The 17873-nt window shown below is 42.4% G+C and carries 13 protein-coding genes and 2 rRNA genes; 11 read left to right on the top strand and 4 right to left on the bottom strand.

The annotated features are described in order from the left end of the window. The first annotated feature begins 21 nt into the window (after nt 1-21). The 3 genes from tdh (at nt 22) to glpG (ending at nt 2540) form a co-directional block, all read left to right on the top strand. Complete coding sequence (gene tdh, locus L2729_RS00075; RefSeq protein ID WP_248986409.1) at nt 22-1047, top strand: L-threonine 3-dehydrogenase; 1026 nt, start codon at nt 22-24, stop codon at nt 1045-1047. Nucleotides 1048-1111: 64 nt separating this feature from the next. Continuing rightward, nucleotides 1112-1420 (top strand): thiosulfate sulfurtransferase GlpE, encoded by a 309-nt coding sequence (gene glpE / locus L2729_RS00070; RefSeq protein WP_248986408.1) that lies wholly within the window; start codon nt 1112-1114, stop codon nt 1418-1420. A 280-nt stretch (nt 1421-1700) separates the two neighbouring features. Beyond that, on the top strand, nt 1701-2540 hold the full coding sequence (gene glpG / locus L2729_RS00065; protein ID WP_248986407.1) for a rhomboid family intramembrane serine protease GlpG: 840 nt from the start codon (nt 1701-1703) through the stop codon (nt 2538-2540). Nucleotides 2541-2639: 99 nt separating this feature from the next. Here the strand turns inward: glpG and elbB are convergent, their stop codons facing one another. Further along, nucleotides 2640-3293, bottom strand: coding sequence for an isoprenoid biosynthesis glyoxalase ElbB (gene elbB, locus L2729_RS00060; RefSeq protein WP_248986406.1), 654 nt, complete (start codon nt 3291-3293; stop codon nt 2640-2642). Between the two features lie 386 nt (nt 3294-3679). Here elbB and polA point away from each other — a divergent pair, with 386 nt between their 5' ends. After that, nucleotides 3680-6433, top strand: a complete 2754-nt coding sequence (gene polA / locus L2729_RS00055; RefSeq protein ID WP_248986405.1) for a DNA polymerase I — start codon at nt 3680-3682, stop codon at nt 6431-6433. Nucleotides 6434-7099: 666 nt separating this feature from the next. Here the strand turns inward: polA and yihA are convergent. Beyond that, nucleotides 7100-7768, bottom strand: coding sequence for a ribosome biogenesis GTP-binding protein YihA/YsxC (gene yihA / locus L2729_RS00050; RefSeq protein WP_248986404.1), 669 nt, complete (start codon nt 7766-7768; stop codon nt 7100-7102). Nucleotides 7769-7937: 169 nt separating this feature from the next. Here yihA and L2729_RS00045 point away from each other — a divergent pair, with 169 nt between their 5' ends. The 7 genes from L2729_RS00045 (at nt 7938) to L2729_RS00015 (ending at nt 17085) form a co-directional block, all read left to right on the top strand. Then, nucleotides 7938-8558, top strand: coding sequence for a c-type cytochrome (locus tag L2729_RS00045; protein WP_248986403.1), 621 nt, complete (start codon nt 7938-7940; stop codon nt 8556-8558). Between the two features lie 1524 nt (nt 8559-10082). Further along, nucleotides 10083-10760 carry a class I SAM-dependent methyltransferase gene (locus L2729_RS00040; RefSeq protein ID WP_248986402.1) on the top strand — a complete coding sequence of 226 codons (678 nt, stop codon included), beginning with the start codon at nt 10083-10085 and terminating at the stop codon, nt 10758-10760. A gap of 45 nt (nt 10761-10805) precedes the next feature. Then, complete coding sequence (gene yihI / locus L2729_RS00035; RefSeq protein WP_248986401.1) at nt 10806-11357, top strand: Der GTPase-activating protein YihI; 552 nt, start codon at nt 10806-10808, stop codon at nt 11355-11357. Between the two features lie 89 nt (nt 11358-11446). Beyond that, nucleotides 11447-11914: a DUF2489 domain-containing protein gene (locus tag L2729_RS00030; RefSeq protein WP_248986400.1), complete on the top strand. Its 468-nt coding sequence runs from the start codon at nt 11447-11449 to the stop codon at nt 11912-11914. Nucleotides 11915-12178: 264 nt separating this feature from the next. Next, nucleotides 12179-13555: an oxygen-independent coproporphyrinogen III oxidase gene (gene hemN, locus L2729_RS00025; protein WP_101090170.1), complete on the top strand. Its 1377-nt coding sequence runs from the start codon at nt 12179-12181 to the stop codon at nt 13553-13555. A gap of 646 nt (nt 13556-14201) precedes the next feature. Continuing rightward, complete coding sequence (locus L2729_RS00020) at nt 14202-15998, top strand: DUF885 domain-containing protein (RefSeq protein WP_248986399.1); 1797 nt, start codon at nt 14202-14204, stop codon at nt 15996-15998. Between the two features lie 112 nt (nt 15999-16110). Further along, nucleotides 16111-17085 carry an alpha/beta fold hydrolase gene (locus L2729_RS00015; RefSeq protein WP_248986398.1) on the top strand — a complete coding sequence of 325 codons (975 nt, stop codon included), beginning with the start codon at nt 16111-16113 and terminating at the stop codon, nt 17083-17085. Between the two features lie 424 nt (nt 17086-17509). Here L2729_RS00015 and rrf read toward each other — a convergent pair. Beyond that, nucleotides 17510-17625 (bottom strand): 5S ribosomal RNA (gene rrf / locus L2729_RS00010). A 155-nt stretch (nt 17626-17780) separates the two neighbouring features. Further along, nucleotides 17781-17873: ribosomal RNA gene (locus L2729_RS00005) — 23S ribosomal RNA — on the bottom strand; the annotation flags it as partial.

Raw genomic sequence — 17873 nt, 5'->3', positions numbered from 1 at the left:
TGGTCTGTCATAGGTCATAAGATGAAAGCGCTTAGCAAATTAAAGCCTGAAGAAGGCATCTGGATGGTTGATGCTCCTAAACCTGAAATGGGCCACAACGATCTACTGATTAAGATCCGCAAAACAGCTATTTGCGGTACTGATGTTCATATCTACAACTGGGACGAATGGGCACAGAACACCATTCCCGTGCCTATGGTAGTCGGCCACGAATATGTGGGTGAAGTCGTCGATATGGGCCAAGAAGTACGTGGTTTTACGATTGGTGACCGAGTCTCGGGTGAAGGTCATATTACCTGTGGTCATTGCCGTAATTGTCGCGGTGGTCGCACCCATTTATGCCGTAACACTTCAGGCGTTGGTGTAAACCGTGAAGGGGCTTTTGCTGAATATTTGGTGATCCCAGCGTTTAACGCTTTTAAGATCCCTGATGATATCTCTGACGATTTAGCGTCTATCTTTGACCCGTTTGGTAATGCTGTTCATACCGCATTGTCATTCGACCTTGTCGGTGAAGATGTATTAATCACCGGTGCTGGTCCTATCGGGATTATGGCTGCCGCGGTATGTCGCCATGTTGGTGCACGCCACGTTGTGATCACCGACGTTAATGACTATCGCCTTGAGCTCGCCGAAAAAATGGGCGCGACGCGTGCCGTCAACGTTGCTAAAGAAAGCTTAGATGACGTTATGAGCGAGCTTGGCATGACCGAAGGCTTCGATGTCGGTCTTGAAATGTCGGGCGTACCTGCTGCATTTCACTCAATGCTCGACACCATGAACCATGGCGGTAAAGTCGCCATGCTGGGTATTCCCGGTGGCGAGATGGCGATTGATTGGAGCAAAGTGATCTTTAAAGGGTTAATCATCAAAGGTATTTATGGCCGTGAGATGTTTGAAACCTGGTACAAGATGGCAAGCTTAATCCAGTCAGGCTTAGATTTATCTCCTATTATTACTCATCACTTTAAGATTGATGATTTCCAACAAGGTTTTGATGCTATGCGTTCAGGCCAATCAGGAAAAGTAATCTTAAACTGGGACTAGTTAGTCCTATGGGGCTAACAGTAATGTCAGCCCCTTTTTATTCCACTATTACTACAGGTTTCCTATGTCAGATTTTCAACACTTAAGTATCAATCAACTTATTCATATGCAGGAAGCCACCGCCGATTTACAGATTGTCGATATAAGAGATGCCGCGAGCTTCGACGCGGGACACATTGACGCTGCTGTTAATCTCAATAACGAAAATATCAGTCACTTTATTGCTGAAGCTGATATGGATCAGCCTGTTATCGTTGTCTGTTATCATGGGATTAGTAGCCAAAGTGCGGCCACCTATTTAAGTGAGCAGGGTTTTGATCATGTTTATAGCTTGGATGGCGGCTATAGTGCTTGGCATCAGGCTAACGCGTAATACCAGTTCCATTAAATATGTGTTCAATTCAGAGCTCTTTCAGGGCTTTCAATTCTAGGCGCATTGTTGAAAAAATGGTTATTCCCTTTTAAGGCTATGCAACGCAGCAGTGAAAGTCCTGAGAAGCTCACGTTGTGCGGTTTTAAAATCACTTTATACTACGCATGTGATTTTCGATATAGAATAGCTATTAGCTACAACCCACTTGCTTGCCTAAAGTAATTTTAATTCCCGCTGAATGATCAACTATTTAGTGGAATTGGTATAAGAGGAAAGGTCGATGATAGAGATAGGCAGCTTACCCAATAGCAGAGCAGCGCAAGCACTCATCGACTACCTAAAAGGGCAAAACATAAACTGCGCAGTAGTGCCTGCCGAGCAAGGCGTTATGCTGGTATTGCACGATGAACCACACCACGCTCGCGTACAGCAAGAGTATCAAGCCTTTCTAAGTAACCCTTATGATGAAAAATACTTAGCGGCATCATGGGACTATGGCGACACCCATACAAAATTAGATTACGGCAATCCCAAGTTACTACTACTGAGCCAATTTTTGACGGGAGCGGGACCACTCACTTTAGGAGTGTTTTTCACCTGCATTGTTATTTATGCCGCAATGAACCTCGGCTTTGCTAACCCCATCTTTGAAACCTTGTCATTTTTTGGCGCGACTTCACCCGCATCTATCAGTGAATTTTGGCGATTATTTACCCCCAGTCTTATCCACTTTTCTGCAATGCACATCATCTTTAATTTATTATGGTGGTGGTACTTAGGCGGCAAGATTGAAAACAAAATAGGCTTTAAACCGCTGTTTATTCTGCTATTGATTGGCGGCACTCTACCTAACATATTGCAATATTATATGGCAGGCCCTAATTTTGGGGGGTTATCAGGGGTTGTTTATGCCGTGGTCGGCTACACCTGGATTATGGGCGTTAAACGTCCTGAATCTGGAATAGGACTTCCACCCGCCTACATCGGCTTTATGTTGCTATGGCTAGTATTTGGTTTTACCGATATGTTCGGCCTTTCTATCGCAAATGGCGCACATCTAGGCGGTTTACTTGTCGGCGTGTTACAAGGCTTTATCGATAGCCGCAAACAGCAGGTATAGCTTAATCTTGCCTTGCTGAAAATGCTTATACCCGTCCTACCTGAAGATGCAGGATTCAGTGGGAGTTTAGCCACTCGGGTATAAGCCCAATATTATGATTTAAGCCATACTTAACACTCTCGCTACCAGCTTAGTGATGCCGTTATGCGCATCGACTATATTGTCCGCAAGCATATAAGCAGGCGTACTCACCACCTTGTTGACCTCATCGACAACAATATCATCAACCAGAGCCACCTTATGGACTCCTCCTTGCTTTTCAAACGCTGCAGCGGTGCCAACATCAGATCCTATAGTGCCAAGCGCACCTGCCTCATAACACTGCGGGATCATGACGGGTGAAATACACATAAAGCCAACGGGCTTTTTAGCCTGAGTAAACTGACTAATGAAGTGTTTTACACTGGATTCAATAATATGATCGGCGCCGGCTAAAGCAAAGTTACACAGGTTCTTAGCCGCACCAAAACCACCTGGAATAATTAACGCCACGAATTCGTCAACATTAAGATCAGCAACCGGCTTCACATCGCCACGAGCAATTCGCGCCGACTCCACTAACACATTCCGATTATCGGCTTCATCAACTTCACCCGTAAGATGATTGACGACATGCAACTGAGCCATGTCAGGCGCAAAACATTGGTAACTAGCGCCAGAACGAGCAATCTCCAGTAAGGTTAAAACCGATTCATGTAGCTCTGCGCCATCAAAAACACCACTCCCACTTAAAAGAACTGCGACTTTTTTCATTAAAATCTCCATTTATATATCATATTGTTTTAACAAAAGTGCAACGAAGCACTTGATCAGATTAATTATCGTGCTAAGTTATCACTGCACTTTATCAAACGGTGATTATTTGACCAAGGAATAGGTTTGTAATGCGAGTGAAAATAAAAAGTCCACATTTATAGTTTAATTATCTAAAATAGCACCCACTTCACACAATTAGATTTAATAGCTAATTTTCAATTACTTATGCCTTGTCAGTTTTACTGATAAAAATCAGTGGATTTAAGTTCGGCTGTTCCATGCACAGAGTTATCCACAGGCTCTCTAATATTTATCCATGGCTGAAACAGCCCTGATATGGCATGCTAGCGCCATCATCGAAATGCGATAAACGAATACCTATTATGCCTAAAATTGCCGACAACCCTTTAGTTCTTGTGGATGGTTCTTCTTACCTTTACCGCGCCTATTATTCTCCACCTCATTTGACTAACTCTAAAGGTGAAGCAACTGGTGCAGTCTATGGTGTGATCAACATGCTTCGCAGTCTTTTAAATCAATATAAGCCTAGCCAAATGGCAGTTATTTTTGATGCAAAGGGTAAAACATTCCGTAACGACATGTATTCGGAATATAAGGCGCAGCGTCCGCCAATGCCTGATGATCTTCGTAGCCAGATCGCCCCCTTACATAAACTCATTAAAGCCCTAGGATTACCGCTCGTGTGTATTTCGGGTGTTGAAGCTGATGATGTTATCGGTACGATTGCCACTCAAGCAAGTAAAGAAGGGCGTGCCGTATTAATCAGTACTGGCGATAAAGATATGGCGCAACTGGTTGACGAAAATGTCACCCTAATCAACACCATGACTAATACCATAATGGGTCCTGCTGAGGTCACTGAAAAGTTTGGTGTGGGCCCAGAGCTCATTATTGACCTACTCGCGCTACAGGGCGATAAGGCCGACAATATCCCAGGCCTGCCTGGTGTTGGCGAGAAAACAGCATTGGCAATGTTAACGGGCGTTGGCTCCGTAGCCAATATTCTAGCGGCACCAGAAAAAATGCCTGAGCTTGGCTTTCGTGGTTCTAAAACCATGCCAGCTAAGATTATTGAGCATGGCGATATGCTCAAGTTAAGTTATGAGCTAGCCACGATTAAGCTCGATGTAGAGCTTGAGCAAGACTGGCGCACTATGGACATAGAGCCTGCAAACAAAGACGAGTTAATTAAGTGCTACGGCGAAATGGAGTTTAAACGTTGGTTAGCAGAAGTACTCGATAACAAACCCAGCGCAGTAACGGCAAACGATGACACCGACGAAGTCGTCGTTAAGCAAGATATCAGCGTAGAATACGACACCATTCTATCGGTCGAACAACTCGATAACTGGATAGAAAAACTTAATAAAGCCGACCTTATAGCCATCGATACCGAAACAACCAGCCTCAACTATATGAAAGCTGAACTGGTTGGTATCTCGTTTGCTATTGAAGCAGGCAAAGCCGCTTACTTACCATTATCACATGACTACATTGATGCTCCAGAGCAGCTCGATAAAGCAATGGTGTTTGAAAAGTTAACCCCATTACTGGAAAACGAAGCCATCAAGAAAGTGGGGCAAAACTTAAAGTACGACATCAGCATTTTTGCTAACGCAGGCATAACCCTTCGTGGCGTTCAGTTCGACACCATGCTGGAGTCATATGTATTTAACTCCGTTGCATCAAAGCACAATATGGACGACTTAGCCCTTAAGTATCTTGGTCATAAAAATATTAGCTTCGAAGAGATTGCCGGCAAAGGCGTAAAACAGATCACCTTTAACCAAGTTCCACTTGAGGTTGCAGCACCTTACGCAGCTGAAGATGCAGATATTACCCTAAGACTTCATCAGCATTTGTGGCCTCGACTAGAAAAGCAGCCTGAGTTAGCCAGTGTATTTACTGATATTGAACTGCCATTAATTGATATTCTATCGACCATTGAGCGCCAAGGAGTGCTCATTGATAGCATGTTGTTAGGACAGCAAAGTGAAGAGCTCGCCCGGAAAATAGATGAACTTCAAAGTAAAGCGCATGAGATTGCTGGCCAGCCTTTTAACCTTGCCTCACCGAAACAGCTACAAGAGCTGTTTTTCGAGAAACTCGGCTACCCTATCCTAAAGAAAACGCCTAAAGGTGCGCCTTCAACAGCTGAAGAGGTACTGGTTGAGCTCGCATTAGACTACCCTCTGCCAAAGATTATTCTTGAGCATCGTAGCCTGGCAAAACTAAAGAGCACTTATACTGACAAGCTGCCTTTGATGGTTAATGCCAAAACGGGGCGAGTCCACACCAGTTATCATCAAGCCAACGCCGCCACTGGTCGCTTATCGTCTAGTGAGCCAAACTTGCAGAATATCCCGATTAGAACAGAAGAGGGTCGCCGTATTCGCCATGCGTTTATAGCCCCAGCGGGGAAAAAGATTCTCGCAGCCGATTACTCGCAAATCGAACTACGCATCATGGCGCATTTATCTCAAGATAAGGGCCTACTGACCGCCTTTGCCGCAGGCAAAGATATTCACAAAGCCACAGCAGCAGAAGTATTCAATGTTGATTTCAGTGAAGTCACCACCGATCAGCGTCGTCGCGCTAAAGCGGTTAACTTTGGTCTAATCTATGGCATGTCAGCTTTTGGCTTAGCCAAACAACTTGATATCCCACGCGCAGAAGCACAGCTTTATATCGACACCTACTTTAAGCGTTACCCAGGTGTGCTGAAGTATATGGAAGAAACGCGCGCCATAGCAGCAGATCTCGGTTATGTTTCAACTCTGTACGGCCGTCGTCTATATTTACCGGCCATTAAAGACCGCAATGCCATGCGCAGACAAGCTGCAGAACGTGCAGCGATTAATGCGCCGATGCAAGGAACGGCTGCCGATATCATTAAGAAAGCCATGATCGATGTTGCCAAGTGGATTGAAACGGAGACTCAAGGTGAGATAACCATGATCATGCAAGTGCACGATGAATTGGTTTTTGAGGTAGATGCAGCGCAAGCGGAGACACTAAAAGTCAAAGTCTGTCAGCTAATGGCTGCAGCTACCAAGCTCGATGTCGAATTACTCGCAGAAGCCGGTGTAGGCGACAACTGGGAACAAGCCCATTAAGTAAGCTCAGCTACAGTCATTTTTCAGTTGGTTGTCTCGACAACCAACTGAAAATCTGAATCTATGCCAGCAAAACCACCAACCCAAGCCCTCCCTTTATAACGCCTCCACATTGATCGCTAAATAATTATTCAGCTAAAAACCTGATATAAACCTATGTTTTTGAATCCGTAATATGAAATATATAGATCAATTAGTGTGTTTTTATTGAACAAACCTTGAGATCTTCATCACATTATTGTGTCTTTTTTACAAAAACAGTTTTTCATAATACGGTTAATAGGGTAATATTCTCTGCGTAGGGTACAGAGGTTAAGATGTTCTATCTTTCAGACCTTTTTTAAATTCACTGATTTAAAGTGAATTGCCAAATTATGGCGCCTCAGCAAATCTAATTTGCTGGGGCTTTTTTTCGTCTAAAATTTGATTTAGAGCAATTACTTTAAATCGCTCAAAAAAAGAGTTATCATAGTTTCATTAAGTGCTATCAACTTAGGTTGGTAGGTCTTGAGTCTTGTTGAATTTAGCTTCTCCCCAAAAGAGCTAATTTACGCCGATGGTTTATTCCGTCGGTTTTTTTTTGCTTTCAAATCGACTAACGGCAATTCTAGCCATAAAAAAACGCCCCTAAATAGGAGCGTTTTATATCAATCAACAACCTCGACGTTACTCGCCATCAGCTTCGTCTGCGGCTTCTACCGCTAACTGTTGCTTCAACCATTCAGGCTTACACCATTCATCCAAAATACCAAGTGCCTTGCTTTTACCTATACCTTTGAGCGATGAGAACGGTTCAACTTTTACCGCATCATCAAAATGACTTAGCTTCTTGCGCACTTCATTTACCATCTTCATTCTGTCACTTTGGCCTAACTTATCAGCCTTAGTTAACAGTGCTAAAACTGGAATGTCGCTTTCTACAGCCCACTCAATCATTTGCATATCAAGATCTTTAAGCGGATGGCGAATATCCATCAACACAACCACGCCACCCAAACAATTACGCTTGAGTAAATACTCACCAAGCGCAAGTTGCCATTTTTTCTTGAGCGCCAAAGGAACTTGGGCAAAACCATAACCAGGTAAATCCACTAAACGACGATGCTTATCGAGTCTAAATACGTTGATGAGCTGAGTACGACCAGGCGTTTTACTGGTACGGGCTATCTTCTGCTCCGTTAGTAGATTCAACGCACTAGACTTACCCGCGTTCGAACGACCCGCAAAGGCTATCTCTACCCCAACATCACCAGGCAGGTATTCATTTAAGTGTGCGATGTCTGGCGCACTAATTAAAAACTCAGCTTTACGGAAATCGATACGAGATTCACTCACAATTAACTCCAAAATTTTATCAACTAACTTTGTTAAATATCGAAGAGTTGCTTACATTTTCACAATTTCGTGTAAAATATTACCTCGATCACATAAAATACATTTTATCACGCTTGCGGGTCTCCCTAGTAAGCCCATGACAAATATTTTAATAAGAAGTTGGAACGCTATGAAAAAGTTAGCTCTTGCGCTGTCTGTTTTAGCCACAATGTCTTCACCAGTAATGGCTGAAGGTAATGCTGAAGCAGGAAAAACTAAAACCATTGTTTGTTCTGCTTGTCACGGCGTTGACGGCAACAGCATGATAGACATGTACCCTAAACTTGCAGGTCAACAATCGACCTATATCGAAAAGCAACTACATGATTTCCGCAGTGCGGCTAAATCAGGTGGTAAAGAAGGCCGTGCCGATCCAATCATGGGCGGTATGGCAATGATGCTTAGCGATAAAGACATCGCTGATGTCGCTGCATTCTATTCAAGCCAAACAAAGCAAGTGATCGACGTTAAAGACGTTCCTGCTTTGGGTGAACAGCTATACAAGGGTGGTGACTCCGCTCGTGGCGTCACGGCATGTATTGCTTGTCATGGACCTGAAGGTAAAGGCTCTGAAGCTGCAGGCTTCCCTGACCTTAGCGGACAACATGCTAATTATATCAAGATCCAGCTAAATAAGTTCCACGATACAAATCGTAACAACGACTTAAATGGCATGATGCAAGATATCGCTAAAAAGCTAAATGCTGACGATATGGATGCATTATCTAAGTATATATCAAGCCTTAAGTAAACATTAGTTAATCCTAAAGGGACAGTAAAGCTGTCCTTTTTTATTTAACAAGATTAACGTTTACGTAAACTTCCCTTAAAAACTTACTTGACAGTGATCACAGATTTCTGTTTAATGAGCCCCGTACCGAGATGAACCCAACTGTTAGTACAAGAATTTTAATAACAACTTTCAGATTTCGGTATTTATACATTTAAGATATAAGAATAAATTAGACACATAATAATAATATGATTGAGACCACTCACTAACAATAATAAGAGTAGAGATTTCTATTTGAAGTCCAGGTCGTAAGAATTTTAGTAAGGATTTTGGTTAGGAAGGCCAAAGCGCTATTTAGCATTTACCCTTACGTTCAGAGAAACACGCATAAATAGGAGAATGTTTGTAGGATACAAACATTGGCAAAGGAAGCTAATTGCTTAGGATGCACTCGCTGGAAGCTTGTTATCACTGGAAGATACTTAGATACAACTAACATGGATGGTTACTTAGGCGTCATTGATAGACGATGAATTGAGATGTGTCATAAAGACCATCTACGGAAACTGTGGTCAGGATGACAACAGGATTAACAATAAAGTGTCAGGACGACCAAAAACTAAAAATAATTGCATGGAAAGCAAACAAAAAAATAAGATGGATATTGACCGGGATAGTCACTAGCAAGTATGGATACTTGAAATAAGAATTGGTGCTAATTGCACTTTTATAGGCGACAGTTTATCTGTCGCCTTTTTTATTACTCAAAAAAGCCGATTCATTGTATTCCATTCAAATGTCCTCGCGTTATGGCAAAACAACCTCGAGATGCAGTGCTCACCATGCTAAGCAGTGGCAGAGTTTAAGCTCGATAATGGTCACAGCATTAACGACTTTCCGTCCGTGACTGTCTTCAAAAAATAGCCATTCTGAATATTCGAATTCAAAATCTATGTTTATCAAAAAAGAATGTAAAAGCTGGTGACGTTTCGCCTTGCCTTTACAGAAGCACCCCATGGGAACGCAGTCCTGCTTTAGTGACATTTAAAAGGCAAAATACCATTATCCCAACCAATACCTTCTCCAGCTCCTTACAAAATCTTTGAAACAAGCATTTTAAAGTCACTTAGGTATATACCCATTCTACTTGAAGGTGCTCGTTTCAGAGGCGGTGTGCGAGTTCAATTCTAGACGCATTAATAAAGAAATGGTTATTCCCTTTTAAGTTAATGCAACAACGAAGTGGGCTTGCACAACGCCTTCTACGATGGGTTTTAATGGGGGTTACTCTACATTATTGATTTTATCGAGGGAGCGACCATTACTTGCAATCAATGCTTTGATTAAACCCCATTAAACTCCCACTGAATCCTGCATCTTCAGGGAGAACAGGTATATACTGGCTAAAGACCCTTTAAAAATTGGTTTATATGTCGTTATCAATTCAGACTCTTAGTTCGCCATTTAGCATAGCACCACGTTTTTATCCGTCTGTTTCGGTTTCCATATCTTTAATGCATTGATTTGAGAGGGAATCGTTTTATGCGTCGATGCCCGTTGTGCTTGAGTAGCAATAGCCAACTATTTTATGAAAATAAAAAACGCTGTTTATATCGTTGTCACCAATGTGAACTGGTATTTGCTGACGCCAACTCGCATTTGCCACCCAATGCCGAACTGCAAAAGTATCGCCTCGCTAATAACAAACACAAATTACTCTCACAATTCCTGTTTGATTTAGTGTCTCAATGCGAAACAAGCGGACAATCATTACTCGGTCTTAATTTCGGCAGAACCTTAGATCCCAAGAGTTTGCAAAGGGTGACAGAGCATGGCCATATAATTAATCAATATGACCCTAGCCTCGCACCTTGGAATCGTCAGCTAAAACAGCAATACGATTTCATCTGCTGCTATCGTGTTTTTGAGCATTTCAGGTTTCCCTACAAAGAGTGGAGACTACTGTGTGAATTGGTCAAACCTGGCGGCTGGATTGCGATTAACACGCCATTACTGACCGATCTCGACGGGTTTGATAAATGGCACCACAAAAATAACATCACCCACGTTAGCTTCTATCAACAACAAAGTTTCAAATATCTGGCTAATAATGCCGGTTTTAAGCTATTATTTGCGGCAAACGATCTCATTCTGGTGCAAAAACCATCAGGATCTGGTATAACACGCGGCCAAACTTCAATTGTTGATAGAGATTATTAGTTTTGTCGGCAGCAGAGTCATTTAAGTTAACGAGATAAGCAAATCATGTCCCGTAGTAAGAAATCGCGTAAGAGCAACGAGAATGCTCCAAAATTAGCCCCAAGAACTAAGAAAAATGATCGTGTTCTTGGAGGTAAGAAACAAATTGCCGGCAATAAAGCGGGAAGTCGTCATAACGCTTCAATGATTGAAAGCCAAGCGAACGGTGGCAGCGCTAAAAACAGCGACCCACGTCACGGCAGTAAAAAGCCTATTCAGCTTAATATCGTTAAAGAGCAGAAGATAGAAAGCAAGCCAAAAGGGCCAAAACTATCTGATGATGAAAAACTATTAAAGCTAGAAGAGAATCCGAGACTCAATGGTCTATTGGATATGCTTGAGGAGGGTAAAAACCTAACTCCAGATGATCAAAAGTGGTTAAATAAGCAATTAACCCAAATTGAAACTCTGTTAGATAAACTCGGGATTACCGAAGAAGAAGAGCTGCCACAGCCACAGCCTAAGACTAAACCGAAGAAAGCCGTCAGCGATGACGACCTCTTCGACAAGTTTGAATCTGGTGCAGATCTGCTTAAGGATTTCCAACAGAAGGACTAGTCCTTAGAGACACAGCTCCTATATGGCATCTTAATTGATGCCATATTTTTATCTGACACTCTCACTTCCCGACTGTAACAGGATTTAGCATGACCACAGCTCTTATCGTTATTGGCTTTTTTATTATCGTTGCACTAACGACTTATGCAACTTACCTGCTGATGCGCATACGTAAGCAAAATCAAGCTAAAATCAAGCAGCAACAAGAACAGGCTGCAACGGCAAAAGCAAAGTCAGAAGAGTTACTCGACAGTGTACGTTACATAGCAGCAGCGATGCTCGAGGAGCGTTGTGAGCTATCAGAAGGGGTAATGCGTATCGCTAAGTTATTTAACTTAGTCGGTATGTCAGAGTTAGTCAGCGAACAGTATCCTGCAACATTCAAGCATTTTGAAGTCATCAAAGAGCACCCCATTAAAGAAAGTCGCACTGCACTGTCCAAAAAACAGCGAATGAAACTCGATTTTGCTCGAATAAAATCAGAGGGTGAGCTAGAGAGTAAAATCTTAAAAGAAGCTAAACAACTTAGTCAATTTAACGCCTCCGCACTGCATTAATCACCCGCTACAATTATAGTTATAGCGTGTACTATGGCTATATTAGATCTCTACCCAGATCTCAGTTATAGAAGATTTTATTAATATAGGGTGAGTCTGTGCACAAAATCTACTTAACAGCGCAGACATAAACTCCAAATTCAGCGATATTCTATCGCTCTTTGTTACCCACATTTCAAATTTACAACATGGATCAAAGTTATTGCACAAATAACGATGCATACTTCACATGTTGCTAAATTACTATACATCGGAGGATACGCCTTGAAGCAGCCCACCCAAATTAGCTGGGATCAGTCAATGATCGAGAAGTACAACTATAGCGGCCCACGTTATACCTCTTATCCAACGGCGCTTGAGTTCGATGATTCGTTTACCGAAGATAAATTGCTGACCTCCATTAAAAACAGCAAGAGTGATAAGCTTTCTCTTTATATCCATATCCCTTTTTGCGCCAAGCTTTGTTACTACTGTGGCTGCAATAAAGTCATCACTCGTCATCAGCATAAAGCCGATCAGTATCTTGAGTATCTTGCGAAAGAGATAATTAAACGCGCGCCGTTATTTAAAAACTATTTAGTCACACAAATTCATTGGGGTGGTGGTACGCCAACATTCCTTACTCCTGAGCAGATTCTAACGCTGTCAGCACTTGTTAAAGCAAACTTTAACGTTGCAGAAGTCGGTGAATACTCGATTGAAGTTGACCCACGTGAAATAGAGCTATCGATGCTCGACACACTAAAAGAAGCGGGCTTTAACCGTATCTCTATCGGTGTTCAGGATTTCAATAAAAAGGTTCAAATTGCTGTCAATCGCGAACAAGATGAGCAGTTTATTTTTGACCTTATGGCACGCGCTAAAGAACTTGGCTTTGTTTCTACAAACATTGATCTTATCTACGGCTTGCCACATCAAACTCCAGAGACATTTGCTGAAACAATGCAACGTGTTCTCGATCTTGATCCGGACCGTTTGTCTGTCTTTAACTATGCTCACCTGCCATCACGTTTTGCAGCGCAGCGTAAGATTAAAGATGAAGACTTAGCCTCTCCACAGCAAAAGCTAGATATGCTGCATCAAACAATCGAAACCTTAACCGGTGCTGGTTACCAGTATATCGGTATGGATCACTTTGCTAAGCCTGATGATGAGCTTTCAATTTTACAAAATGAAGGCCGCTTGCACCGTAATTTCCAAGGTTATACCACCCAAGAAGAGTGTGACCTACTTGGTTTAGGTGTCTCATCTATCAGCCAAATTGGTGATTGTTATGCTCAGAACCAAAAAGATGTTCGCCCTTACTTCGAATCTATCGATGCTAATGGTCACGCACTTTGGAAAGGTTGTGGCTTAAACCGCGATGACGAGATTCGTCGCGTCGTTATTAAGCAGCTTATCTGTCACTTCGAGCTTGATATGGCCCTGATAGAAGAAAAGCTGAATATCAACTTTGAAGAGTACTTTGTAGAAGACTTAAAACTGCTACAGACATTCATTGATGATGAGTTAGTCGACATTACTGACAGAAAGATCACCATCAGTCCAACAGGCCGTTTGTTGATCCGTAATATCTGTATCTGTTTTGATGTTTACTACCGTGAAAAAGCAAGACAGCAACAGTTCTCGCGTGTTATCTAATTAAGATTCACACATAAAGAACCGGCATTAGCCGGTTTTTTTATGCCTGCAACAAAGCAGCGACTCATTGCAGTCTTAATACAGACTAAATTAACCTTTTATAGCAGCCACCGAAAAGTATCCATACGGCTTTAACAACACCTTCCAAAGCCAATTTATACAGCATCGCTAGCCATATGGATAAAGCACTCATAATATAATAGAGACATGTTTGCTAAGCGGCACGCTTGACTCAATCTAAATTAGCCAGCACATCTAACATTAACAAAAGCAATTGGAGTCGTTACCCAGCTTCAATTTGACCACGAAGTAACAAAGGGACAATATTTGCCACTAGTAACGCTATGACATAATTTTATCTGAACTCCCAATTAGCTAACGCCCTGATATTGTCATCGAGATGACCAATACATCGACGGTGCTTAACTCTAAGGCGAACAGACACTCTACTTATTTTTTGTTATTAGTCATGAACTTATAATAGTAGCCTCAAACCAGTTATCTATACTCATAACACTATTCACATTCATCTCAATCTAGCACTGTTTGTCACATTTGCTTTAACTTATCGGCGTGACCTTTTACGCCACAATCGGCATAATCGAAGTCAGAATAAAAATAAGTCCATAACAAAAACGGATATAACATGTACAAATACCTGCTCCCCTCCATTTTAGTCATCAGTCTCAGTGCCTGCCAAACTAATTCAACGGCTCCGACCTCTCAAACAACGACGGTTGCAACATCAGCAAAACAATCGATAAATGCACAACTGCAAATAGCAATCGATCAGGCATGGCAGATATCATTAGATGAAAGTCCTGGTTTGGCATATTCATTGGGCGATCTATCCGCAGCAGGAAAGCTGCAAGATCTATCGCCAACAGCCCTAAGCTCACTAAATCAACGTCGTATTACGTTGTTAAGTGAAATAAAAGCACTTAATAGAGCGGAGTTGAATCCCGGCGATGTTATCAACGCCAAAATTTTACAAGACCAATTACAAAATAGCGTTGACCAATTTCGCTATAAAGACCACTACATCCCTTTGTCAGCCGAGAGCGGCTTTCATGCATATATAGCCTCAATCGCCAATGGTCGCTTTGCAAAAATAGAAGATTATCAAAATTATATTAGCCAGCTGAAAGCATTGCCGACTTACTTTTCACAGCAAACCTATTGGTTAAAGCAAGGACTTGCATCCGGGATCACACCAGCCAAAGTCACCTTAAATGGATTCGAAACCAGCATTAGCGCCTTTATTGTACCAGTGGAAGAAAGCGGCTACTTTAAGCCTTTCACTGAATATCCAGCGCATTTCAGTAACGCTGAAAAGATAGCGTTAACCAACCAAGGTTTAGAACTAGTAGAGAACACTGTATTACCTCAGTACCAAGCTTTTTATGACTTCATGGTTAATGAATATATTCCAAATGCGCGTACTGATATTGCGGCTTCAAAACTGCCTGATGGTAAAGAGTTTTATGAAAACCGGGTTCGTTACTACACAACACTAGACATGACATCAGATGAAGTGCACCAACTAGGCTTGAGCGAAGTTAAGCGTATTCGAGCAGAGATGCAGCAGATCATTGATGAGGTTGAATTTGAGGGCAGCTTTGCTGATTTTTTACACTTCCTAAGAACAGATCCGCAGTTTTACCCTAAAACAGCAGAAGAACTACTAAAAGAAGCGGCCTACATCGCCAAAAAAGCAGATGCTATGCTGCCCAAGTACTTCGGTAAACTACCACGTCAGCCATACGGTATTGCACCGGTACCCGCTGAAATAGCACCAAAATACACCACGGGCAGATACTCTGGCTCCAACCGAGATGATGAACCAGGCTACTATTGGGTCAACACCTATGCGCTCGATAAACGACCTCTGTATGAAATGGAAGCCTTAACATTACACGAAGCAGTACCGGGGCATCACCTACAGATATCATTAAATCGCGAGCTAACAGATCTACCCAGTTTTCGACGTTATGGTTATATCTCAGCATTTGGTGAAGGTTGGGGTCTCTACTCTGAGTATCTAGGGCTGGAAGCTGGATTCTATCAAGATCCGTACAGTAATTTCGGTCGACTTACCTATGAAATGTGGCGCGCAGCAAGACTTGTCGTCGATACGGGTATGCACGCAAAAGGTTGGAGTCGTCAGCAAGCGATCGACTTTATGGCAAGTAACACCGCTTTATCACTACATAACGTGACGACAGAGATCGACCGCTACATCTCGTGGCCTGGCCAAGCTCTATCTTACAAAATAGGGGAGTTAACCATAAAGCGTTTACGCGCCCAAGCGGAACAAGAACTAGGCGAAAACTTCGATATCAGGGCATTTCACGATGCAGTGTTGGCCAATGGTTCAGTGCCGATGTCGATTCTTGAGCAGCAAATTAACGACTTTATAGAGCAACAGCAAGCAGCGCTTTAACCTGACCCGATAAAATGGTCGCTATAAGCGACCATTTTATTATCCACTAGAGCCCCTTATAGCAAAGGGAGTTTGCTACACTGCAAATATCTTTATCCAATAGAATACAACCATGCCAAATGCTGCTGAACCCGCCATATCACTAAGCTCTGTCTGTACCTTTTCATCTGAGCATCATCTAAGCAGCCCCGAGCAAACTGCATTTTGGCAGCAGGTAACACAAGCAAGTTTTAAAACCAAAGATGGTATATCACTCGCTTATGCATCGGTTATTCAACAAAATAGCAAAGGTACTATTGTGTTGAGCAGTGGACGAGTTGAGTCCTACTTAAAATATAAAGAACTGATGTTCGATCTTTTCCAACAAGGCTACGACTTGTTTGCTATCGATCATCGCGGACAAGGTCTTTCCAGTAGAACAACGGTTAATCCTCATCAGGGACATATCGACAAGTTCCAGCGATATGTCGACGACTTCGGTGAATTTATAGACAAGATTGTAAAACCAGTACCTGAAAAAAACTATTTCCTTGTAGCGCATTCAATGGGAGGGGCGATAGGAACATTATACCTTTCACAGCAACCAGGGGTCTTTAAAGCGGCGGTATTGTCAGCCCCAATGTATGGCATAAAATTGCCCTTGCCAAAGCGTTTCATTCGCAAACTCGCTTCACTTCTAGATAACAATAATAGCCAGCAACCAAACTATATTTTAGGTGGCAAAGGTTACCATGCTCCAGCATTTGAAAAGAATGACCTGACCAATAGCAAATTACGCTATGACGATTATCGAGATCTCTACCAAAAAGAACCTAAACTCCAATTAGGTTCACCCACTAACCGTTGGTTAGTAGAATCTATCGATGCTGGAGAAAATGCGATAAAAGCAGCTCAGAATATCAATATTCCTTTGTTAATACTTCAGGCAGAGGAAGATACCATTGTGTCTAATGCAGCCCAGAAACGCGCAAGTACTGGCTTTTGTAAGTTGATCAAAATCCCCTATGCACGGCATGAGATCTTTATGGAGCGTGACAAAGCCAGAAATACTGCACTAACTGCTTTACTTAACTTCATAGAGGCATAGCTAGCCAATATTCTAAAGTACGTATAACACGTGCTTTAGAAAAGCATTTCAAAAAGTACTTTAAAGCGTATTATTGCGACGACCATTCTGACACTACAATTATCCAGCCCTATTTAAGTTTGTTAAGTGCCCGCCAACAACTCAACAGCACTTGTATGCCGCTGGATCAGCTCCTAAATAACAGACGTAAAAAAGCCCGTTGCGTTAGCAACGGGCTATTCACTCTCTTATCAGACCAAGATAAAAAGAGTGCCGACTGGAAATATTCGACTCGCACCTAGGTAATATCGACCACAGCACTTTGATAAGGCCTACTGCATTCTGTTGTTCCGTCAGTTCATCAACTTAAAAACCACAAATCGCAGACGTAAAAAAGCCCGTTGCGTTAGCAACGGGCTGTTCACTCTCTTTCGAGAAATTAGGCGCCTGGAAATGACCTACTCTCACATGGGGAAACCCCACACTACCATCGGCGATACTGTGTTTCACTTCTGAGTTCGGAATGGGATCAGGTGGGGCCACAGCTCTATGGTCTCCAGACAAATTTGGAATTCGAAAAGCTGTTACTCGCTACTGCAAGTAATCGAAATTAATTATTGAGTTCACACTACATTAAGTGCCCACTCTTTTCAGAGTAAGTTCTAATTCTGGTTTCTGTTGAAACACCAGTCTCATACAAAACCCATCAGGGTTGTATGGTTAAGCCTCACGAGTCATTAGTACAAGTTAGCTCAACGCCTCACAACGCTTACACACCTTGCCTATCAACGTCCTAGTCTCGAACGGCT

It is taken from the genome of Shewanella gelidimarina (genome assembly GCF_023283945.1).
Taxonomy (GTDB): Bacteria; Pseudomonadota; Gammaproteobacteria; order Enterobacterales; family Shewanellaceae; genus Shewanella; species Shewanella gelidimarina.
Note: the sequence above shows the minus strand (reverse complement) of the source record. Positions and strands in the feature narration are given on the sequence as shown.

Excerpts from the sequence above, each read along its gene's own strand:
- yihI (WP_248986401.1), top strand. The coding sequence starts at position 10,806 with ATGTCCCGTAGTAAGAAATCGCGTAAGAGCAACGAGAATGCTCCAAAA.
- L2729_RS00030 (WP_248986400.1), top strand. The coding sequence starts at position 11,447 with ATGACCACAGCTCTTATCGTTATTGGCTTTTTTATTATCGTTGCACTA.
- L2729_RS00015 (WP_248986398.1), top strand. The coding sequence starts at position 16,111 with ATGCCAAATGCTGCTGAACCCGCCATATCACTAAGCTCTGTCTGTACC.
- L2729_RS00020 (WP_248986399.1), top strand. The coding sequence starts at position 14,202 with ATGTACAAATACCTGCTCCCCTCCATTTTAGTCATCAGTCTCAGTGCC.
- tdh (WP_248986409.1), top strand. The coding sequence starts at position 22 with ATGAAAGCGCTTAGCAAATTAAAGCCTGAAGAAGGCATCTGGATGGTT.
- polA (WP_248986405.1), top strand. The coding sequence starts at position 3,680 with ATGCCTAAAATTGCCGACAACCCTTTAGTTCTTGTGGATGGTTCTTCT.
- L2729_RS00040 (WP_248986402.1), top strand. The coding sequence starts at position 10,083 with ATGCGTCGATGCCCGTTGTGCTTGAGTAGCAATAGCCAACTATTTTAT.
- elbB (WP_248986406.1), bottom strand. The coding sequence starts at position 3,293 with ATGAAAAAAGTCGCAGTTCTTTTAAGTGGGAGTGGTGTTTTTGATGGC.
- glpE (WP_248986408.1), top strand. The coding sequence starts at position 1,112 with ATGTCAGATTTTCAACACTTAAGTATCAATCAACTTATTCATATGCAG.
- L2729_RS00045 (WP_248986403.1), top strand. The coding sequence starts at position 7,938 with ATGAAAAAGTTAGCTCTTGCGCTGTCTGTTTTAGCCACAATGTCTTCA.
- glpG (WP_248986407.1), top strand. The coding sequence starts at position 1,701 with ATGATAGAGATAGGCAGCTTACCCAATAGCAGAGCAGCGCAAGCACTC.